Source organism: Streptomyces nojiriensis, assembly GCF_017639205.1.
In the GTDB taxonomy this organism is placed as follows: Bacteria; Actinomycetota; Actinomycetes; order Streptomycetales; family Streptomycetaceae; genus Streptomyces; species Streptomyces nojiriensis.
The window spans coordinates 3,692,791-3,712,562 of sequence record NZ_CP071139.1; the positions used below are offsets into that span (position 1 = coordinate 3,692,791).

The following is a 19,772-nucleotide window of genomic DNA, read 5'->3' on the forward strand; positions in this document are numbered from 1 at the left end:
TTACCTCCGTCATGCGAACAGCCGGCGCCAGGTTTCCGGGCCCGGATAGCCGTTGGCCGAGGCGCCGGTCCAGCCCTGCGCACGCTGGAAGGCCTCGACGTTGCGGCGGTCGGCCTCGCTCCAGCGCAGGTCCGGACCGGATGTGTAGTACTTGCCGAAGCCCTTCTTCACCAGCTGGCGGCCGAGGGCCCTGATGGCCTCGTGCGACTGGCCCGGGCGGAACACCACGGCGCCCGGGTAGGCCCGTACGCCGCCCGGCCCCGGCGCGGCCCCCACCGTCGGCGGGATGTTCTTGCCCTGCTTCTCGACCAGCAGCTTCCAGGTGTGCGTGCCCGGAATGCCGTCGGCGTCGGCGCCCGTCCAGCCCTGTGCCCGCTGGAAGGCGGCGGTGGCGAGCTTGTCGTGGTCGCTCCACGTCCGGTCGGCCGCCCCCTTGGGGTAGAAGCGGTACGCGCCGCGCTCGATCAGCATCCGGCCGAGCTGGGCCACGTGGTCGTTCGTCTTGCCGGGGCCGAACTTGTCCGCGCCCGGGAAGACCGTCGCGTCCACCGGCTTGGAACCCGCCGGCGGCGGCTGGGCGCCCGGGGTGTCCGGGACGACCGGGACGACCGGGGTGTCCGGGAGGATGCCGGCCGGCACCCCGTTGAAGCGGTACGGGACGTACTTCGTCGGGTTGCTCCAGTACCCGTAGGGCGTGGCCAGCTTCCTCGTGTTGGGGCGCGTCTGCTCGTAGGCGATGTAGTGCGTGTGCGTCGAGTCGACCCAGCCGCCGAAGATGACCACGTGCGAGCCGTTGTTGGGGTCCGCCGGGTTGTGGAAGAGGAGCATGTCCCCCGGCAGCAGCTCATCCTTGGTGATCTTGGTGGCGAACTTGTCGAGGCTGCCGGTCCATTCGTTCGACCCGAGGTTCCAGACCATGGAGACGTAGCCCGAGCAGTCCTGCCGGTACCCGTCCGTCCAGTACTCGGACATGCTGTACGGGACCTCCGCGTCCAGCCACAGCTTCGCCCGGTTGATGATCGTCGCCCGGTCGATCCGCCGCACCGCGCCGGGCCGGGCCGGAGCGCCGGGCTTGCCCACAGGCCCGCCCTTGGGGCCGTGCAGCGGGGTCCGGCCGCCCTGCGGGGAGCTCGGGTCGTCCAGGGCCACCGGACCCGGGGTCGGAGTCGGGGCCGGGGTGGCCGCGGCCACCGCGGTGGTGGTGCCGCCGCCCAGGACCACTCCCGCGGCGGTGGCCAGCACCAGCGCCCGGCGGGCGCCGCGTGCGGCCGGGTGCCCCCCGTCCCGGAGCGGTATGGCCCGCGCGCGGGCGAGGGCGCGGCGGCGCTGCGCGCAGCCGCGGCACGCGCAGTCGCCCGCGGGCTCGTACTCCTCGAAGCCGGGCATCGGCATCGGCACATGCGTCGGAGGCTGCATCGTCATGCGGTTCCGTCCACTCCCCTGCTCGTCCACTCGTCCACCGGTCGGCCGGAGCCACACCTGATGAAGCATCAGGTGTGGCACGCGCAGACATATGGTGCACGATAAACCCCCCAAACATGGGTTAATCGGACAAGGCGGGCGTGGCTGGTCACGGGCACCCCCGGAGGTGGGGTAGAGTTTTCCCTGTCAGCAAGCGCCGCTAGCTCAGTTGGTTAGAGCAGCTGACTCTTAATCAGCGGGTCCGGGGTTCGAGTCCCTGGCGGCGCACAGACGGAGGAAGCCCCTCGCAGCGGAAGCTGCGGGGGGCTTCTTCGTTTCCTGCCGACCGTACCGCGGCGAGGCCCTCTAGGCCGCCGTACCCGGCGCGCCGGGGCGGGCTCCCACGCCCGTCAGGTAGGCGGAGACCACCACGTTCGCCGTGTACTCCTTGGCCGCCTTGTCGTACGTGCCCCCGCAGGTCACCAGCCTCAGCTCCGCGCGGCCCCGGACCCGCTGGCCGTAGGCCTTGTGCGCGTCGAAGGCCGCGCGCTCGTAGACCCGTACGTCCTCGATCGTGAACTCGGCGACCGAGCCGTCCGTCCGCACCACCCGTACCTTGTCGCCCGGCTGCGCGGAGCTCAAGCCGTAGAACACCGCAGGCTTGGACCGGGTGTCCACGTGCCCGACCATCAGCGCCGTACCGGCCGTCCCCGGCTGGGTGCCCCGGCCCCACCAGCCGACCGTGCCCGGCTGGTCGTACGGGGGCGGCTCGATCGCCCCGTCCTTGTCCAGGCCCCGGGGGATCACCGGGGCCTGGATGCCTATGGAGGGCACGTCGACGCGCTGGGGCGGGGCCGCGGCGAGCGGGGCGTGCGCGGCCGGCAGCCCCGGACCCACCGCCCCGCCGGCCTGACCGGCGGGCGGGGCCGGCGCCACGGTGAGCTGGCGGCCCCAGAGCCACAGGCCGAGCACCAGTACCGCCCAGGCGGCGAAGGTCAGCATCCGGCCGCCGGCGGAGGCCCTGTCCTCACTCACCGGAACTCACCGCCACTCACCGACACTCACCGGCTCCGGCCTCACTCGCCGCTGCGGCGGCGGCGCAGGGCCAGCGCCCGGCCCGCGACGGCCAGGGTGGCGACCGCGGCGAGGACGGCGCCGATCACCGTGTGCGGCAGGCCCGGTCCGTCGGCGCCGTGGGCCTTCTTGGCCTGCTCCGCCGCGAGCTCGGCGGCCATGCCGCCACCGCCCGCGTGGACCGGCCAGACGGGGGTGGCGTGGTGGGACGGGTGGCGGTACTCGGAGACCTGGACGGAGCCGCTGACCTTGTCGTGGCCGTCGCACGTCACCCGGACGGCGTGCCAGCCGGGCGAGGCGTGCGAGCTGATCATCGTGTCGCCGTAGAGCGGGCTGCGCCCGCCGTCCCGGCCGTAGAGGTCGACTTCCGACACGAAGGCGGCGGACTTGGCCGACCCGCGGGTGCCGTCACAGCCCTGGACGCGCAGCTTGACCTGCGCTCCGGGGTGAGCCGGATTCGGGTCGACGGTGACGCTGCCGCGGTCACCGCGGTCACCGCGGTCCTCCTCGCCCGCGAGGGCGATCGGCGCGGTCACCACCGAGAATGCCGCCAGGGCGACGGCCATCGCGGTGGCGCGGACAGCGATCGGAACACTGCGCATGGTGAACCTCCTCGACAAGGAGATTCACGCGCGGCGCGCCGCCGCGCATCCGGAGCGGCGCCGTACGTGTCGGCCGTACGCCCCAAACGCGGTACGCCCGTTCGGCCGTACGCCGTACGCGGGTACCGCGGTGTGCGGGTGCCCGCGCCGCGGGCACCCGGTACGCGTCAGACCAGGTCGACGAGGTCCGCGATCGAGGCGACCGTCTTGGTCGGGCGGAACGGGAACTTCTCGGTGTCCTGCTCGGTGGTCAGGCCGGTGAGGACGAGGAAGGTCTGCATGCCCGCCTCCAGGCCGGCCAGGACGTCGGTGTCCATCCGGTCGCCGATCATCGCGCTGGTCTCCGAGTGCGCGCCGATGGCGTTCAGGCCGGTGCGCATCATCAGCGGGTTCGGCTTGCCGGCGAAGTACGGCTTCTTGCCGGTCGCCTTGGTGATCAGCGCGGCGACGGCGCCGGTGGCCGGGAGCGGGCCCTCGGTGGAGGGGCCGGTCTCGTCGGGGTTGGTGCAGATGAAGCGCGCGCCCGCGTTGATCAGGCGGACCGCCTTGGTCATCGCCTCGAAGCTGTAGGTCCGGGTCTCGCCCAGGACCACGTAGTCGGGCTCGTGGTCGGTCAGGATGTAGCCGATGTCGTGGAGGGCGGTGGTCAGACCGGCCTCGCCGATGACGTACGCCGTGCCGCCCGGACGCTGGTCGTCGAGGAACTTCGCGGTGGCGAGCGCCGAGGTCCAGATGTTCTCGACGGGGACCTGCAGCCCCATGCGGCTCAGGCGGGCCTGGAGGTCGCGGGGGGTGTAGATCGAGTTGTTGGTCAGCACCAGGAAGGGCTTGCCGGACTCGCGCAGCCGCTTGATGAAGGCATCGGCGCCGGGGATCGGGGTGCCCTCGTGGATGAGGACCCCGTCCATGTCGGTGAGCCAGGATTCGATCGGCTTGCGCTCTGCCACTGGACTGTTCTCCGCTCTCGGTGACCTGCGACCTCTGGTCTCTACCACCCTATCGGGGCCGGGCCGTGGACGTCCTTGCCGTCCACAGCCCGGACCCGGGGGCCAGGAGCCGCAGGTCAGGGCCCGAAGGCCAGGACCCGGAGGCCAGGACCCGAGGGCCAGACCCGGGGAGCGGTCAGCCGAGTCGGACGTTGTCGACGGTCCAGAACCAGTTGTTGTTGCCGCTGTAGCGGAAGCGGACCTGCACGTCGGTGGCGCCGGCCGGGACCTGGAGGGCGACGGACTCGGACCTGGCGACGGCGTCGGCGGTGTAGGTCTTCACCACGGTCGGGGCCGCGCCGTTGTACGAGACCAGGACCTGGGCGGTCTGGCCGGCCTCGTGGCGGTAGTGCGTCTGGAAGGTCAGATTCCGCGTGCTGCCGCCGCTGACCGCCCACTTGGGGGTGACGAGGGTGGAGTCGAAGGTGCCGGTGTGGCTCTTGTCGTCCCACTCGTCGGAGTCGGCGACGGCGAAGACGTCACGGGAGCGGACGTTCAGCTCGCGCCACTGGTCGCGCTGCGACTGGCTCCAGAACTCGTCGGTCGCGAAGGCCCAGCCGGCCCACTCGGTGACACCGCCCGTGCCCATCTTGGAGTTGTCGACGGACCAGTCGGCGGGCGGGGTGTGCGTGAAGCCCTTCACCCCGGCCGGGATGCCCGTCTCGTCGACCCGGGCCTGGAGGTTCGGGCGCAGGGTGTCGAAGGGGTCGTCGTCCGGGGCGTTCAGCGGGACGCCGTCGAGGCCGGAGCCGCTGACGCCGACCTGGGCGAGCGCGGTGGCGGCTACGTCGGCCAGACGTACGTCGCCGCGTACGGAGCCGGCCGGGATGCCCGCGCCCTTGGCGATGACGAAGGTGCCGCGCTCCTGGATGGTCGAGCCGCCGTGGCCGCCGGAGTCGGTGTGGCCGTGGTCGGTGGTGACCAGGATCTTCCAGTTCTCCTGGGCGTACGTCGGGCGGTTCTTGACGGCGGTGAGGAGCTGGCCGACCAGGGTGTCGACGCGGGCGACGGTGTCGAGGTACTGCTGGCTGGCCGCGCCGTAGGAGTGGCCGGCCGCGTCGATCTCGCCGAGGTAGACGAAGGCGGCGTCCGGGTTCTGGTCGCGCAGTTCGGCGGCGGCAGCAGCAGCGATCTTCGGGTCCTCGGTACGGTAGCCGTCGCGGTCGCCCTTGAGGGAGAGGCGCTTGTCGACCTTCGCGGAGAAGATCGGGCCGTTCTGGTCGGTGGAGGTGATGGGCTCCCAGTCGGCGGCCGCGTACGTGTTGAGCGCCGGCTTGGCGTTCTCGATGCGGGTCAGGAAGTCCGGGTAGGCGGCGTAGTTCTTGCCGGTGAAGGAGTTGTCCTTCACGCCGTGCTTGTCGGGCCACACCCCGGTGGCGATGGTGGACCAGCCGGGGCCCGAGGAGGTGGCGGCCATCGGGCTCGCGTAGAGGGTGCTGCGGGCGGTCAGGCCCTGGGCCATCAGGCCGTTCAGGTGGGGTGCGTCGGCGGCCTTGACGCGGTCCAGGACCGCGCCGTCGATGCCGATGACGAGGACCTTGTCGGTGTTGGCCGCCGCGGCGGCGGCGCCGGCCGGGGTGGCCGCGACGGTGGCGGCGATCAGGGCGGAGGTGACGGCGGTCGCGGCGATGGCACGACGTCCGGGCAGGACAGGGGACACGTACTCCTCCTGGGAGCAAGTGAGCGGCGAAAGGAACGGGGTAGTTTCGGCGTTCGGCGTTCGGCGTACGTTCCGGTGTGCTGTGTTCCGGTGTGCACCGGGTCCGGACCGAAGGTGCGGTCTTCGGTCCAGACCCGTTACACAAAGGTCACTCTGACGGTCGGGGGTGGCCGGCAAGTAACCGGTCAGCTTCCGGTTGCCGACTTCCACGCGTCGACGTAGCCGGTGAGGTTCTTGTCGATGTCGGCCCAGTTCGGCTCGAAGATCTCCACGCCCGCCATCAGCTTGGTGAGTTCGACGGCGTTGGCGTCGGTCGGCTTGACGTCGGTGCGCGCCGGGAAGCCGCCGCCGACCCCGCTGACCAGCTGCTGGGCCTCCTCGCTGAGCAGGAAGTCGAGGAGCTTCTTGCCGTTCTCGGTGTGCGGGGCCCGGTCGACGAGGCCGGCCGCGTACGGCAGGGCGAAGCTGGTGGGCTTGCCGCCCTCCTTCGCCGGGAACCAGATGCCCAGGTTCGGCATGGACTTGGACTGCGCGAAGTTCATCTGGACGTCGCCGTTGGCCACGAGCAGCTCGCCCTTGTCGGTCTTGGGCGCCAGCTTGCTGGTGGAGGAGGACGGGCCGACGTTGTTGGCCTGGAGCTTCTTCAGGTACTCCATCGCCGGCTCCTGGCCGCCGAAGTCGTGCATCGACTTGATGAGCACGGCGGTTCCGTCGCCCGCGACGCCCGGGGTGGAGTACTGCAGCTTGCCCTTGTACTTGGCGTCCAGCAGCTCCTCCCACGTCTTGGGGGCCTCGGAGAGCTCCTTCTTGTTGTAGACGAAGCCGAAGTAGTTGTTGACGACCGAGGTCCACTTGCCGTCGGCGGCCTTGTCCGCGCCGTTGACCTTCTCGGAGCCCTGCGGCTTGTAGGACTGGAGCAGGCCCTTGCCGTCGGCCTGCTGGATGAAGGGCGGCAGCGTGATCAGTACGTCGGCCTGGGTGTTGGTCTTCTCGCGGACGGCGCGCTGCACCATCTCGCCGGAGCCGCCCTCGACGTACTTGACCTCGATGCCGGTCTTCTTGGTGAAGTCGGCGAAGACCTTGTCGTACCAGCCGTCGCCCTTCTCGCTCTTGAGGCCGTCGGCGCTGTAGACGGTGACGACCTTCTCGCCGCCCTCACCGTCCGCGGCCGGGGAGCCGCCGCCGCAGGCGGTGAGGGAGGAGGCGAGGGCGAGGCTGGCGGTGACGACGGTGGCGGTGCGGAGGAGTCTCTTGCGGGTCATGGAACTTCCTTACGGGGAAAGGGAGTCGGAAGGGTGGTCGCAGGGGAGGGCGGTTCAGCGGTAGGAGGCTCTGGTGCGGACGCGGGAGACGGCCAGGAGGACCAGCAGGGTGGTGGCCATCAGGACCACGGCGACGGCGGAGCCGCTGTAGAGCGAACCGCGGTCGGTGGCGGTGAAGATGCGGACCGGGAGGGGCATCCAGTCCGGCGGGTAGAGCATCATCGTGGCGCTCAGCTCGCCCATGGACAGGGCGAAGCAGAGACCGGCCGCGGCCGTGAGGGACGGCAGCAGGAGGGGGAGTTTGACCCGCCACAGGACGTACCCGGGACGGGCGCCCAGGGAGGCGGCCGCCTGCTCGTACGCGGGGTCGAGCCGTACGATCGCCGCCGAGACCGACTGGTGGGCGAACGCCGTGACAAGGATCGTGTGCGCCAGGATGACGATCGAGCTGGTGCCGTTGAGCAGGACCGGGGGCCGGCTGAAGGCGACGAGCACGGCGAGGCCGACGACCACGGACGGCACGGCGACGGGCAGCATGAACAGCGCGTCCAGGAACCGCTTCCCGCGCTTCCTCAGCGTGGCCGCGGCCAGCGCGGCCCAGGTGCCGACGGCGAGCGCGAGGAGGCTGGCGGCGAGGGCGGTGACCAGGCTGGTGGTCAGGGCCTGGAGGGATTCGCCGCGCACGGCGGCCGCGTAGTTCTCGGTGGTCGGTCCGGAGGGGAAGGCCCCGGACCAGTGGGTGGCGAAGGAGGCCGCGACCACGACGAGCAGGGGCAGGGCGAACAGCGGCAGGAAGAGGAGGCCGAAGAGGCCCCAGGCGGCCCAGCGGCCGCTCTTGCTATGCACCAGCACGCTTGCCCACCACCCGGTAGAGGCCGAACAGGCCGACGGATATCGCGATGTTGACGACGGCGACCACGCAGGCGGCCGCGTAGTCGGATTCGAGGATGGCCTTGCCGTAGATGAGCATCGGGAGGGTCGTGACGTCCTTGGCGCCGGTGAACAGGACGATCCCGAACTCGTTCAGGCACATGACCAGGACGAGGCTGCCGCCCGCGGCGAGGGCGGGGAGGGCCTCGGGCAGGATCACCTGCCGGACGATCCGGGCGGGCCGGGCACCGAGGCCGGCGGCGACCTCCAGCTGGGCGGTGTCCAGCTGGGAGAAGGCGGCGAGCAGCGGACGCATCACGAAGGGCGTGAAGTACGTGATCTCCGCGAGCAGGACGCCCCAGGGGGTGGCGAGGAAGTGGAAGGGCCCCTCGGCGGCACCGGTGAGGTCGGTGACGAGGCCGTTGGCCATGCCGACCGTGCCGTAGACGAAGAGGAGGGCGAGGGTGATGAGGAAGGAGGGGAAGGAGAGGAAGACGTCGATGAACTTGGCGACGGCGCGGGCCCCGGGGAAGGGCACGAAGGCGATGATCAGCGCGAGCACGAAGCCGAGTACGAGGCAGCCGGCGGTCGCACCGACGGCCAGCCAGACGGTGGTCCCGAGGGCCTCGCGGAAGCTCTGCGAGGCGAAGACGGAGGCGTACGCGTCGAAGGCGCCGCCGCCGTTCTCGGGGCTGAGCGACTGCTGGACGACGAGCACGAGCGGGTACAGGAACACCAGCCCGAGCACGACCACGGGCGGCAGGGCCCATAGCGCCGACTTCAGCCCCGCCGGCGTTTGAGGCGCGGGGCCGGGGGCGGAGCCCCGCTCTTCCAGCCCCGCCGGCGTTTGAGGCGCGGGGCCGGGGGCGGAGCCCCGATCCTTCAGCCCCGCCGGCGTTTGAGGCGCGGGGTCCGGGGCGGAGCCCCGCTCTTCCAGCCCCGCCGGCGATTGAGGCGCGGGGTCCGGGGCGGAGCCCCGGTGCTCGGCCGGGACGGGCACCGCGCGCCGCGTGGCCTCAGCCATCCGACACCCCCGCCCCCAGCAGCACGGCGTCCCGCGGCTCGAAGTGCAGCGTGACCCGGTCCCCCAGCGCGGGCGTCTCCCGCAGCTCGGGGAGGTCCGCCTTCACGCGGTGGCCGCCGACGTCCACGTACAGCCGGTGCGTCGAGCCGCGCCACTGCACCTCGGCGATGGTGCCGCTCAGCGTGTTCGGGCCGGTGCCGGTGCCGAGGCCGAGCAGGTGCGGCCGTACGCACAGGGTCGCGCTCGCCCCGACGGCCGCGCGGCCCCGGTCCAGGGCCAGGGGGTGCCCGGCGAACAGCACGCCCCCGTCGGCCACCGTCACCGGAAGCAGGTTCGCGTTGCCGACGAACGAGGCGGTGAACTCGGTGCGCGGGGCCCGGTACAGCTCCTGTGGGGTCCCGCAGTCCTGCAGCCGGGCCCGGTCCATGACGGCGATCCGGTCGGCCAGGGTGAGCGCCTCCACCTGGTCGTGGGTGACGTACAGGATCGATACGTCGGGCAGTTCGCGGTGCAGGCGGGCCAGCTCGGTGAGCATCCCGGAGCGCAGCTGCGCGTCGAGGGCGGACAGCGGCTCGTCGAGCAGGAGCACCCCGGGGCGGATGGCGAGGGCCCGGGCGATGGCCACGCGCTGCTGCTGGCCGCCGGAGAGTTCGCGGGGGTAGCGCCGCGCGTAGGCGGCCATGCCGGTGAGTTCGAGGGCCTCGGCGACCCGGCCGGGGATCTCGGCCCTGGGGGCCTTGCGGGCCTTGAGGCCGAAGGCGACGTTGTCCTCGACCCGCATGTGCGGGAAGAGCGCGTACTGCTGGACGACCATGCCGATGCCGCGCTTGTGCGGCGGGAGCGCGGTGACGTCCCGACCGCCGATCAGCACCCGCCCCGCGACGGGCCGTACGAAACCGGCGACGGCGCGCAGGGCCGTGGTCTTGCCGGAACCGGAGGGGCCGAGCAGGGCCATCACCTCGCCCGGTTCGACGGTCAGGTCGAGGGATTCCAGGACGGTGTTGCCGCCGTAGGCGACGCTGACCCCGTCGAAACGGATACCGCTCACGGCGACTCCAGGAGCAACGGGGGGAGTTCGGCGACGGAGGCCAGGACGTGGGTCGCGCCGTGTTCCGCCAGCGCCGCGCGGTCGTGGGCGCCGGTGAGGACGCCCGCCACGGTGCCAGCTCCGGCGCGGCGGCCGCTGAGCATGTCGTAGGCGGTGTCGCCCGCGACCACGACGTCGCGTACGTCGGCCACGGCGCCGGTGCGCAGGAACGCGGTCAGCACCATGTCCGGGTACGGGCGGCCGCGGCCGCCCGCGTCGGCGGGGCAGAGGGTGAGGTCGGCGAGGTCCTGCCAGCCAAGGGCGTCGAGGATGGCGTCCTGGGTGACCCGGGCGAAGCCGGTGGTCAGGACGACGGTGCAGCCTTCGGCGCGGAGCTGCTCGATCGCGGCGCGGGCACCGGGGAGCGGGGTGACGAGACCTCCGTCGACGAGGGCGCCGTAGGCCTCCTCGAAGGCGGAGTTGGCGCGGCGGGCGAGCTCCTCCGTACCGAAGAGGTGGCGGAAGACCGAGATCTTGGACTCGCCCATGGTGTCGAGGACGTACCGGAGCTTCTCGGCGTGGTCGGGGGTCCCGGGCTCGACGCCGAGACGCTCGGCGGCCTGCTCGAAGGCGCGCTCGACGAGGCCGCCGTCGGCGACGGTGGTGCCGGCCATGTCGAGGACGACCAGCTTGCGCCGGGTGACGTCGGTTGCGTGGGTGATGCTGCTGTCGCTGTCGCTCATCTGACTTACCAGCCCAGTTCGTTCGCGGTGGTCTCGGCTATGGCGGGCGAGCAGGTCATGCCGCGCCCGCCGGGTCCGGTCACCAGCCAGACGCCGTCGGCCACCTGCTGGCGGTGGACGACGCGGGTGGTGTCGGTGCACTGCGCGTACACGCCCGCCCAGCGGTGGCGGATCCTCGGCAGCGGGCGGCCGAGGAAGGACTCGGCCACGGCGGCGACGTGCTCGTAGGGGTCTTCGAGGGTGTCGAAGGCGAAGGGGTGCTCGTACTCGTGGGTGTCGCCGATGGTCAGTCCGCCGTCCCGGCGCTGGACCATCAGCAGCTGCATCTTGTGCTCGGCGGCGACCGGCGCCTGCGCCTGCTCGGCGTTGAGGGCGTCGAGCGCGGGGGACTGGTAGGCGGGGTAGTAGCGGAAGCTGTCGGCGTCCGCGACCGAGGTGGTCAGCGGCTCGCCGAGCGGGTCGGTCTGCATCATCTGGAGGCGGACGCGGCGCACGGGCAGGTCCGGGACCAGTTCGCGGACCAGGCCGGACAGCCAGGCACCGGTGGCCAGGACCACCGCGTCGGCGCGGTGGACGTCGCCGTGGTCGTCGCGGACGGCCGCGGCGCCGGCTCCGAGGCCCGCTCCGGCTCCGGCTCCGGCTCCGAGGCCCGCTCCCGCTCCGGCTCCGAGTCCGGCCACCTCGCGGACCTCGCGACCGGCGAGGAAGGTGTAGCGGCCGGCGGCGCGGGTGCGCAGGGCCTCCCGGAGGCGGAGCTGCGCGGTGCGCGGTTCGACGGCCGCGTCCCGCTCGCACCACAGGGCCGCCTCGAACGCGCCGCGCAGGGCCGGGTTGATCTCCCGCGCCTCGGCCGCGGTGAGCAGCTTGTAGCCGCGGGCGGCGGCGTCCGGGCGGGCCAGGGCCGCCTCGGCGACGGCGAGTTCGCGGGGGGTGCGGACGGGGGTGAGGGAGCCGTTGGCACGGAAGCCCAGGCCGGGCACCTCCGCGCCGATGCGCTCCCAGAGCTCGCGGGCCCGCAGGGCGGTGTCCAGCTCCTCTCCCCCGGCCCGTCCGCTGACCCAGATCTGGCCGAAATTACGCAGGGACGCGCCGCGGGCCTCCGCTTCTCGCTCGATCTGGACGACCTCGTGGCCGCGTTCGACTGCTTGCCAGGCGTGCATGGTGCCGACCACGCCGCCTCCGACGACTATGACTCTCACGCCGCCAACGGTGGGGCGGGGCCGTGACCCGGGAGGAGCGGTCCGGCAACGACCCGGTGAACAGCCCTCGACACTTGGACTAGACCCGTTATCTTTCTGTGATGTAAATGGATCCCGTTCCGTCCGGTACGGACCGATAGCTCCTGGGCTATTCGGCGCGCAGGCGGGTCGTGAAGCTGAACCGGTCACCACGGTAGAGCGAACGCACCCGTTCCAGCGGCCGGCCGTCCTGGTCCCGCGAGAAGCGGTGGATGAGCAGCATGGGGAGAGCGGGCGGGGTGCCGATCAGCAGGGCTTCGCGCGGGGTCGCCAGGACCGTCTCCAGCTTTTCGTCGGCCTCGCCGAAGGAGATGCCGAGGCTGTCGCGCAGGTACCCGTAGAAAGAGGAGTCCGGCTGGAAGTCGCTGTCCAGGCGGGGGACCCGGGCCACCCGGATGTACGTGCTCTCCAGGCCGACGCGCTCGTCGTCGGCGAGCAGGACCCGCTCCAGGTGCCAGACGGGCTCGCCGGGCTCGGCCCCGATGCCGGGAGCGACGTCGGGCGGGCAGGGGAACTGCTCCAGGCCGATGAGATGACGGCCCGGACGGCGGCCCTGGCGGCGTACGCCCTCGGTGTAGCTGGCGAGGGAGAGCGGCTGCTCCAGCTTGGGGCCGGCGACGACGGTCCCGCGGCCGGAGCGGCGCAGCCGGCCCTCCAGCAGCAGCTCGCGCAGGGCCTGGCGGACGGTCTCGCGGGACACCTCGTACCGCTCGGCGAGATCGCGCTCGGTGGGCAGCGTGCCGCCCTCGCCGAGCTCGTCGAGGAGCTCGGCGATCCGGGCCTTGACGGCGTAGTACTTGGGGATGCGGCCGTGCTCGGGAATGCCGGAACGCACGGGTGCGCCGGGGCGGTGCCGCTGGGTCTGTTCGTCCACGGTGGGACTCTATGCGGGGCGGTCGGCGCCGCGAGGTGACGGGGGCACGGGCGACACCCGGCAGGCCGGGTGCAGGCCCGGCGGTCGGTCGACGGGAGGCCGGCGGTCGGTCGGCGGGAGCCCGGCGGCAGGTCGGCGGCAGGCCGGCGGTCGGTCGGCGGCCGGTCGACGGGAGGCTGGCGGGAGGCCTGCGGGAGGTCGGCGGCCGGTCGACGGGAGATCGGCGGCAGGTCGGCGGATGGTTCAGCGTGCGGAACGGCGCAGTCGGCGGGCCCCCAGCAGCAGGCCGCCGCCGGTGGCGAGCGCGGCCACGGCGCCCGTGCCGTACGCCCACTCCCGCGGACCGGTGTGGGCGAGGGAGCCCGCCTCGACGGGATCTTCCGGCCCCTCGACCGAGAACCGGTAGCCGCCCGCCTCGCCGATCCAGTCGCCGTCGTCACCCTTGCGCTGGACGAGGGCGGCGTCGGCGACGACTTCGCCGACGGGCGCGTCGGGGGCGAAGGAGAGGCCCACCTTGACGGTCAGGGAACCGCCGGGGCCGACGGCGAAACCGGGGAAGGCGTCGCCGCCGTCGAAAACGGCGATGATCTCGTCCCGGTCGCTGCTCTCCAGGCTGACGGGGAAGGTACCGCCCGGGGCGTCGAACTCCATGCGCAGGTGCGCGGGGCGCAGGGTGCGGGCCTTGTCCGTGAAGACGACGATCGGGTGGATGGCCGTGCACTCGGAGTCGGTGGTGTTGGTCAGGTCCAGGTACCAGGTCTGCGGCCCGGCACCGGTGCGGTACACGGCCGGACCGCCGCGGATCCGCGCCCCGATGGGGAAGGCGCTGCTCTTCCCGTCGCCGCAGGTGGCCTGCGCGCGTGAGGGCAGCGCGGGTGCGGGGCGTCCGCCGCCCGCGCCGACGTCGGCTCCGGCGGTGGGCGCGGTGGTGGCGACCAGGGCGGCGGAGAGGGCTGCGGTGAGGGCAAGGGCTTTGCGCAGTCGCATGGAAGACCTTCGCTGCTCGCCGGACGGGACGATGATCGGACGAGGTGACAATCACCCCGGCCCTGCCCGCACCCTGCCACTCCCGCGCGACCCCTCATCGGGAGCCACGCCTGAGTTGTTCCGGTTTATGCCCGAATGGTGGACGAGGTCAAGTCCCTGATCACCCTTCAGGGCGCGGGTCCGGGGCGGAGCCCCACCATGTCAGCCCCGTCGGCCGTGTCAGTCCGGTCGGCCGTGTCAGTCGGGTCGCCCGTGTCAGTCCGGTCGGCCGTGTCAGTCGGGTCGCCCGTGTCAGTCCGGTCGGCCCCGGCAGTCCGGTCGGCCCCGGCAGTCCGGTCGGCCCCGTCGGCTCCGCCTGCCCCTCGGCGTTGGAGGCGCGGGCACCCGGCCCGCGCGCCTCAGCCCGGGCGCCCGAACAACGGCGCCAGCGCCAGCTCCGCCGCCCCCTCCGCCACACCGGCTCCCGCCAGGGCGACCACCGGCCGGGCCGGATCCAGCGCGCGGGCCGCGAGAACGGCCCCGACCCCGGCCACGAAGACCTCCGGCGCCGCCTCCACCACACGCCCGCCGAGCAGCACACGGTCCACGTCCAGCAGCGCGACCAGATTCGCCGCGCCCTCGCCCAGGATGCGTGCCGCCCTAGTGAGATCACCCCGGGCCACCGCCTCCAGGCACAGCGCCTCCACGCAGCCCCGCGCCCCGCACCGGCACGGCGGGCCGTCCAGCAGGATCACCTGGTGGCCGAACTCCCCCGCCGCCGAACGGGCGCCCCGGTAGACCCCGCCGCCCAGCCACAGCCCCGCGCCGAGCCCGGTCCCGACGTGTACGTACACACAGGTGCGGGACCCGCCGCCGATATACGCATCCGGATCCGGCCCGGCATCCACGCCACGCCCGGTGCCCACATCCGCGTCCTCGTCCTCGTCCTCGTCCGGCCAGGCGGCCCGGAGCCATGCCCCGGCGGCCGCGGCCGCACCGGCGTTCGTGTCCTTGTCCAGCAGCACCGGCAGGCCCAGTCGCCCCTCCAGCACCCCCCGCAGCGGGAAGCCCTTCCAGCTCGGGAACCCCGTCACCCGCCCCATCGCCCCGGCCCGGTGGTCGAGCGGCCCCGGTGCGGCCGCCCCGACGCCCAGCGGCGGCAGTCCGGTCGGGTCTCCAACCTTCCTGACCGCCCGTACGACCGCCTCCACCGCCGCCTCCGGCCCGGCCCCGAAGTCCAGCGGGCCACTGCTCTCGGCGACGACGCGGCCCGCCAGGTCCACCCGTACCGCACGGAGCTCGTCGCGGTCCAGGTGCACTCCGACGGCGTGGCGTACCTCCGGCACCAGCTGAAGCAGGGTGCGCGGCTTGCCGCCGGTGGACGCCGCGCGGCCGGCCTCCGCGATCAGCCCGTCCGCGCCGAGCCGTGCCGTGATCTTGCTGACGGCCTGCGGGGTGAGCCCCGTGCGGGCCGCGAGTTCGGCGCGGCCCAGGCCCGCCGGACCGGCGCCACGCAGCAGATCCAGCAGCAGCGCCTCGTTGTACCCGCGCAGCGCCGGCAGGTTCACCCCGCCGCGATGCTCCCCGCTACCCCTGTTCACTCGCCCATTGTCCACCCTCCTTGCACTTTGACAACACTGTCGCCAAAGTGGTCCCCATGAGCACCTCCGCCCCCACCGCCCCCCTCCGCGTCGGCCTCATCGGCTACGGACTCGCCGGCTCCGTCTTCCACGCCCCCCTCGTGGCTGCCACGGACGGACTCGCACTGGACACCGTCGTCACCTCCGACCCGGCCCGGCAGGCCCAGGCCCGCGCGGAGTTCCCCGACGTGCGCATCGCCGGCACCGCCGCCGAGCTGTGGGACCGGGACCTCGACCTGGTCGTGATCGCCTCCCCCAACCGGACGCACGTCCCGCTCGCCACCACCGCCCTCGAAGCCGGCATCCCGGTGGTCGTGGACAAGCCGCTCGCCGCCACCGCCGCCGAGGCCCGCGCGCTCGCGACCCTCGCGGACCGCAGCGGAACCTTCCTCTCCGTCTTCCAGAACCGCCGCTGGGACAACGACTTCCTCACCCTGCGCCGCCTCATCGCCGACGGAGAGCTCGGCGAGGTCCAGCGCTTCGAATCCCGTTTCGAGCGCTGGCGCCCGCAGCTGAAGGGCGGCTGGCGCGAGTCGGGCGCCCCGGAGGAGATCGGCGGCCTGCTCTACGACCTCGGCAGCCACGTCGTGGACCAGGCGCTGGTGCTGTTCGGCCCGGCCGTACGGGTCTACGCGGAGGCCGACCTGCGCCGCCCCGGCGCCGAGACCGACGACGACACCTTCATCGCGGTCACGCATGCGAACGGGGTCCGCTCCCACCTCTACGTCAGCGCGACCACCGCCCAGCTCGGACCGCGGTTCCGCGTCCTGGGTTCGCGGGCCGGCTACGTGAAGTACGGCCTCGACCCGCAGGAGGGCGCCCTGCGGGACGGGCTGCGGCCGGACGGTGTCCTGCCCTGGGGCGAGGAGCCCCCGCACCTGTGGGGGCGGCTGGGCTCCGGCGAGTCCCCGCTGACCGGCGGCGGGATCCCGGTCCCGACCGAGCAGGGCGACTACCCGGCGTACTACGCGGCGGTGGCGGCCGCGCTGCGCACGGGCGGGCCCGCGCCCGTGACGGCGGCCGAGGCCGCGCGCTGCCTCGACGTACTGGAGGCGGCCCGCCGGTCGTCCGAGCAGGGCGTGGCCGTGGAGATTCCCGCGGCGACGTCCGATTCCGACTGAGGACCGAAGCCCGCGAGACGAGGAACGACCGACGGCCGAGGCCGAAGCCCGAAGCCCGACGGCCAAAATCCGAACCCTGAACTCTGAACTCTGAAAACCGAAAGGGCGGGGCCGCCGATGGCGGCCCCGCCCTTCCCCCGTGCCCGGTGCGACCGGCTACGCGCCCTTGAACTCCTGGCGCTGACGGCCGAGACCCGTGATCTCCACCTCCACCACGTCGCCGGCCCGCAGGTAGGGCTTCGGCTCCGGCTGACCCATGGCCACGCCGCCCGGCGTACCGGTGACGATGACGTCGCCCGGGTACAGGGTCATGAAGTGGCTCAGGTACCGGACGACCTCGCCGACCGGGAAGATCTGGTCCGAGGTGTTGCCGTCCTGCTTGAGCTCACCGTTGACCCACAGCTTCACGTCCAGGACCTGCGGGTTCGGGACCTCGTCGGCGGTGAGCAGCCAGGGGCCGATCGGGGTGAAGGTCTCGCAGTTCTTGCCCTTGTCCCAGGTGCCGCCGCGCTCGGTCTGGAACTCGCGCTCCGAGACGTCGTTGACCAGCACGTACCCGCCGACGTGTGCGAGCCCCTGCACGGCGGAGTCCAGGTAGCGGGCGGTGCTGCCGATGACGACGCCGAGCTCGGCCTCCCAGTCGGTCTTCACGCTGCCGCGCGGGATCAGCACGGTGTCGTCGGGGCCGACCACGGTGTCCGGGGCCTTCAGGAACAGGATCGGCTCGGCCGGCGGCTCCGCACCGATCTCGGCGGCGTGCCCGAAGTAGTTCAGGCCGATGCCCACGACCTTGCCGATGCGGCCGACCGGGGCGCCGATGCGCAGGCCTTCGCCGCTCAGGACCGGAAGCTCGCCGGACTCGGCCGCGTCCCGCACCCGGGTCAGCACGGAGTCGTCGGCGAGCAGGCCGCCGTCCACATCCGTGATCAGGCCGGACAGGTCACGCAGGGTCCCGTCCCGGTCGAGCAGCGCGGGGCGCTCCGACCCTACGGGTCCGACACGCAGCAGCTTCATGGGCATTCTCCCGTGGTCGTGGGTGGTCGACCCAGGGGCGTGCCCAGGGCCGGCCGATGGGTTGCGGCCATCGGAGGATTTGGTCGATCCTCCAAGATGTCCACCCAATCCGCAAGACCCTGTTCACAGACTGGAACGCTCACCTCCACCCGCCGCCTGCTCCGCCCGCTCCTTGCGGTACTGGAGCCAGGCCCGCTCCGCCACCGACCACGCGGTGGTGGTCAGCAGGTAGAGCCCGGCGGCCAGCGGCACCACGGCGGCCGTGATCAACGTCCCGAACGACAGCAGGGGCAGTACGCCGCCCAGCTTGCGCATGACCTCCTGCTGCTCGGCGCTCACCTCGGCCATGACCCCGACCCCGGCCCCCGCCTTGGCCCCCGTCTTCGCCCCGGCCTTGGGGGCGACCCGGCCGCCCGGCTTCTTCGGGGCCGCGGCCGCTGCAGCGGCCGCCGCCGCTGCCGAGGCAGCCGTCCGACGCCCGCGCACCGCGCTCCAGGCGGCCACCACCGCGATCGCCCCGAACAGCCCGAGGAACACCAGCCCCTGCGCCCCGAACGGGCCGCCCTCGCCCAGCGCATCGGTCCACCGGGCCCCCAGCGGCGCGGCGAAGAGCCGGTGCCCGAGCAGCTCGTTCGCCTTCCCGCCCACCTCGGCGGAGGAGAACGCCTGGTACATCACGAAGAACACCGGCAACTGCAGCAGGATCGGCAGACACCCCGCCGCAGGAGTCGCTCCCCGGAAGGCGGCCCGGCTCAGCGGGTGCAGGGCGAGCCGTACGAGCACGGTGAACAGCACGATCGCGGCAGCGGTCGCGGACTGCGCCAGTACCGGCTCCAGAAGCCGGCCCAGCTCAGCAACAAGGTGGGTGAAAACGGACACGCGGGCCCTCCGAGGGGTCTCGTCGAACGTCGAAAGAGATGCATTTCGGCGTGACGACCCGCGAGGGGCGACAACAGTGTTCAGTCAGCAGAAGGCGAGGAGTACTGCGCGCCCCTACGCGGCCGTCGGGACGAGACGGCCGGGCGCCCTGGGCCTCGACCTGCCCGAGGCGTCGGGATCACGCTGCGGCAGGAAGGCCGTGCGCTGCTCGCGATCACGGATCGCGGTGCGTATTCGGTGCGGCGGCACGGGCCGCACGAGCCGCGCGGCGGCGGCGAGAGCCGCGGTGCCCACGGCGACGGTGGCCGCGAGGGCGACCACCACGGCGCCCAGCCCGCCCTCCCCGGCAAACAGCCCGAGGAGTCCCCCGAGCAGCACGAGCGGGAGCAGCAGCGCAAGGGCCCGCGAGGTCCGCGCGAACAGGGCGTAGGACAGCAGGTGGCCCCCGCGTCGTTGCCGAGCCATACGGACCTCCCCCTCTCCACTCCCACACGCGAACTCCCGTACGACACCGATACTAACCGGCCCCACCTACGGATCCATCGGCCGGAAGTATCGAGGTCAGGAAGACCTGAGTAGGGTCCCCCAGACCACCAGCCGGTACTTCGAGCTGTACTCGGGCGTGCAGGTGGTGAGCGTGATGTACGCCCCGGGCTCGCTGTACCCCTGGTCTGGTTTCACCACGCTGCGCGGTACGGGCGCGATCACCCCGGCGTCCCGCTCGGTGGTCTCGCTCAGGATCTTTCCGACCACGTACGTGAACCGGCGCCCGCGCAGGTCGACGATCAGCTCGTCGCCCGCCCGCAGGCGGTTGATGTACCGGAACGGCTCGCCGTGCGTGTTCCGGTGCCCGGCCAGCGCGAAGTTCCCCTGCGCCCCCGGCCCGGCGGTCCCCGGGTACTGCCCGGCGTAGCCCTTGTCCAGGACGGCCCGCTTGTCCACGCCCTGCGCGACCGGCACGACGAGCCCGAGGCGCGGGATGCGCAGCACGGCGTACGCCCGGTCCCGCTCGGAGCTCCCGGCGGCGGGCGGGGCGGCCCGGGCGGCCCGGGTCGCCGCGGGCGCCGCGGGCGCCGCCCCGGAATCCGCCGCCCCGCCCGGCTCCGCCCCCACCACAGGAGCGCCACCACCGCCGGGGTCGGCCCCTGAACCGACCCGGGAACCACTCTCGGGCCCCTCCCCCCAGGCCCGTTCCAGCGCCTGGACCTGCTCCTGCGCGGCGGCCGCGGCCTGCCGATTGGTCCACCACACCTGGTGCACCACCAGCAACAGGACCACCACCCCCACGGTGACGATCAGCTCGGCGCCCGCCCACAGCACCCCGGCGAGACCGGCCCGGCGCCCCCGCCAGCCGCTCCTCTGCACCACCACAGGTACGCGATCTCGCACGG

19 protein-coding genes and 1 tRNA gene are annotated in these 19,772 nt (G+C 72.9%); 2 read left to right on the top strand and 18 right to left on the bottom strand.

Annotation, left to right across the window (positions count from 1 at the left end; genetic code table 11):
- Positions 1–9: 9 nt before the first annotated feature.
- On the bottom strand, positions 10–1,392 hold the full coding sequence (locus JYK04_RS17170) for a peptidoglycan-binding protein (protein WP_189737541.1): 1,383 nt from the start codon (positions 1,390–1,392) through the stop codon (positions 10–12).
- 223 nt (positions 1,393–1,615) lie between these two features.
- Between JYK04_RS17170 and JYK04_RS17175 the strand changes: the two genes are divergently transcribed.
- A tRNA-Lys gene (locus tag JYK04_RS17175) sits at positions 1,616–1,689 on the top strand.
- A 78-nt stretch (positions 1,690–1,767) separates the two neighbouring features.
- Here JYK04_RS17175 and JYK04_RS17180 read toward each other — a convergent pair.
- From JYK04_RS17180 to JYK04_RS17240, 13 genes are all read right to left on the bottom strand, one after another.
- A complete protein-coding gene (locus tag JYK04_RS17180; protein WP_189737544.1) occupies positions 1,768–2,403 on the bottom strand; it encodes a class F sortase in 636 nt (211 codons plus the stop codon).
- 74 nt (positions 2,404–2,477) lie between these two features.
- The gene (locus JYK04_RS17185) at positions 2,478–3,077 is read right to left on the bottom strand and encodes a hypothetical protein (protein WP_229875261.1); all 600 of its coding nucleotides are present in this window, start codon (positions 3,075–3,077) and stop codon (positions 2,478–2,480) included.
- A 167-nt stretch (positions 3,078–3,244) separates the two neighbouring features.
- Entirely contained in the window at positions 3,245–4,024 is a 780-nt protein-coding gene (locus tag JYK04_RS17190; protein ID WP_030016791.1) for an HAD-IIA family hydrolase, read from the bottom strand.
- Positions 4,025–4,199: 175 nt separating this feature from the next.
- Positions 4,200–5,723: an alkaline phosphatase family protein gene (locus tag JYK04_RS17195; protein WP_229875267.1), complete on the bottom strand. Its 1,524-nt coding sequence runs from the start codon at positions 5,721–5,723 to the stop codon at positions 4,200–4,202.
- 185 nt (positions 5,724–5,908) lie between these two features.
- Positions 5,909–6,985 (bottom strand): 2-aminoethylphosphonate ABC transporter substrate-binding protein, encoded by a 1,077-nt coding sequence (locus JYK04_RS17200; RefSeq protein WP_189737290.1) that lies wholly within the window; start codon positions 6,983–6,985, stop codon positions 5,909–5,911.
- A gap of 54 nt (positions 6,986–7,039) precedes the next feature.
- Entirely contained in the window at positions 7,040–7,837 is a 798-nt protein-coding gene (locus JYK04_RS17205; protein ID WP_189737293.1) for an ABC transporter permease, read from the bottom strand.
- Positions 7,824–8,639 (bottom strand): 2-aminoethylphosphonate ABC transporter permease subunit, encoded by an 816-nt coding sequence (locus JYK04_RS17210; protein ID WP_229875295.1) that lies wholly within the window; start codon positions 8,637–8,639, stop codon positions 7,824–7,826. Before JYK04_RS17210 ends, JYK04_RS17205 begins: the two co-directional genes overlap by 14 nt.
- 232 nt (positions 8,640–8,871) lie before the next feature.
- Entirely contained in the window at positions 8,872–9,927 is a 1,056-nt protein-coding gene (locus tag JYK04_RS17215; RefSeq protein ID WP_189737296.1) for an ABC transporter ATP-binding protein, read from the bottom strand.
- Positions 9,924–10,649, bottom strand: a complete 726-nt coding sequence (locus JYK04_RS17220) for a phosphonatase-like hydrolase (RefSeq protein WP_189737299.1) — start codon at positions 10,647–10,649, stop codon at positions 9,924–9,926. The genes JYK04_RS17215 and JYK04_RS17220 overlap by 4 nt, the downstream gene beginning before the upstream one ends.
- Before the next feature lie 5 nt (positions 10,650–10,654).
- Positions 10,655–11,848, bottom strand: coding sequence for a TIGR03364 family FAD-dependent oxidoreductase (locus JYK04_RS17225; RefSeq protein WP_189737302.1), 1,194 nt, complete (start codon positions 11,846–11,848; stop codon positions 10,655–10,657).
- 148 nt (positions 11,849–11,996) lie between these two features.
- Positions 11,997–12,761 carry a GntR family transcriptional regulator gene (locus JYK04_RS17230; protein ID WP_189737305.1) on the bottom strand — a complete coding sequence of 255 codons (765 nt, stop codon included), beginning with the start codon at positions 12,759–12,761 and terminating at the stop codon, positions 11,997–11,999.
- A 243-nt stretch (positions 12,762–13,004) separates the two neighbouring features.
- Positions 13,005–13,748, bottom strand: a complete 744-nt coding sequence (locus tag JYK04_RS17235) for a hypothetical protein (protein ID WP_189737307.1) — start codon at positions 13,746–13,748, stop codon at positions 13,005–13,007.
- 398 nt (positions 13,749–14,146) lie between these two features.
- Positions 14,147–15,328, bottom strand: coding sequence for an ROK family transcriptional regulator (locus JYK04_RS17240; RefSeq protein WP_229875269.1), 1,182 nt, complete (start codon positions 15,326–15,328; stop codon positions 14,147–14,149).
- Between the two features lie 56 nt (positions 15,329–15,384).
- Between JYK04_RS17240 and JYK04_RS17245 the strand changes: the two genes are divergently transcribed.
- On the top strand, positions 15,385–16,488 hold the full coding sequence (locus tag JYK04_RS17245; protein ID WP_189737314.1) for a Gfo/Idh/MocA family protein: 1,104 nt from the start codon (positions 15,385–15,387) through the stop codon (positions 16,486–16,488).
- Positions 16,489–16,644: 156 nt separating this feature from the next.
- Here JYK04_RS17245 and JYK04_RS17250 read toward each other — a convergent pair whose 3' ends face one another.
- The 4 genes from JYK04_RS17250 to JYK04_RS17265 form a co-directional block, all read right to left on the bottom strand.
- Positions 16,645–17,502: a fumarylacetoacetate hydrolase family protein gene (locus JYK04_RS17250; RefSeq protein ID WP_189737318.1), complete on the bottom strand. Its 858-nt coding sequence runs from the start codon at positions 17,500–17,502 to the stop codon at positions 16,645–16,647.
- Positions 17,503–17,625: 123 nt separating this feature from the next.
- Entirely contained in the window at positions 17,626–18,381 is a 756-nt protein-coding gene (locus tag JYK04_RS17255) for a YidC/Oxa1 family membrane protein insertase (RefSeq protein ID WP_189737322.1), read from the bottom strand.
- Between the two features lie 114 nt (positions 18,382–18,495).
- Positions 18,496–18,846 carry a DUF6412 domain-containing protein gene (locus JYK04_RS17260; RefSeq protein WP_189737325.1) on the bottom strand — a complete coding sequence of 117 codons (351 nt, stop codon included), beginning with the start codon at positions 18,844–18,846 and terminating at the stop codon, positions 18,496–18,498.
- A 96-nt stretch (positions 18,847–18,942) separates the two neighbouring features.
- On the bottom strand, positions 18,943–19,770 hold the full coding sequence (locus tag JYK04_RS17265) for a class E sortase (RefSeq protein WP_189737328.1): 828 nt from the start codon (positions 19,768–19,770) through the stop codon (positions 18,943–18,945).
- Between the last annotated feature and the right edge of the window lie 2 nt (positions 19,771–19,772).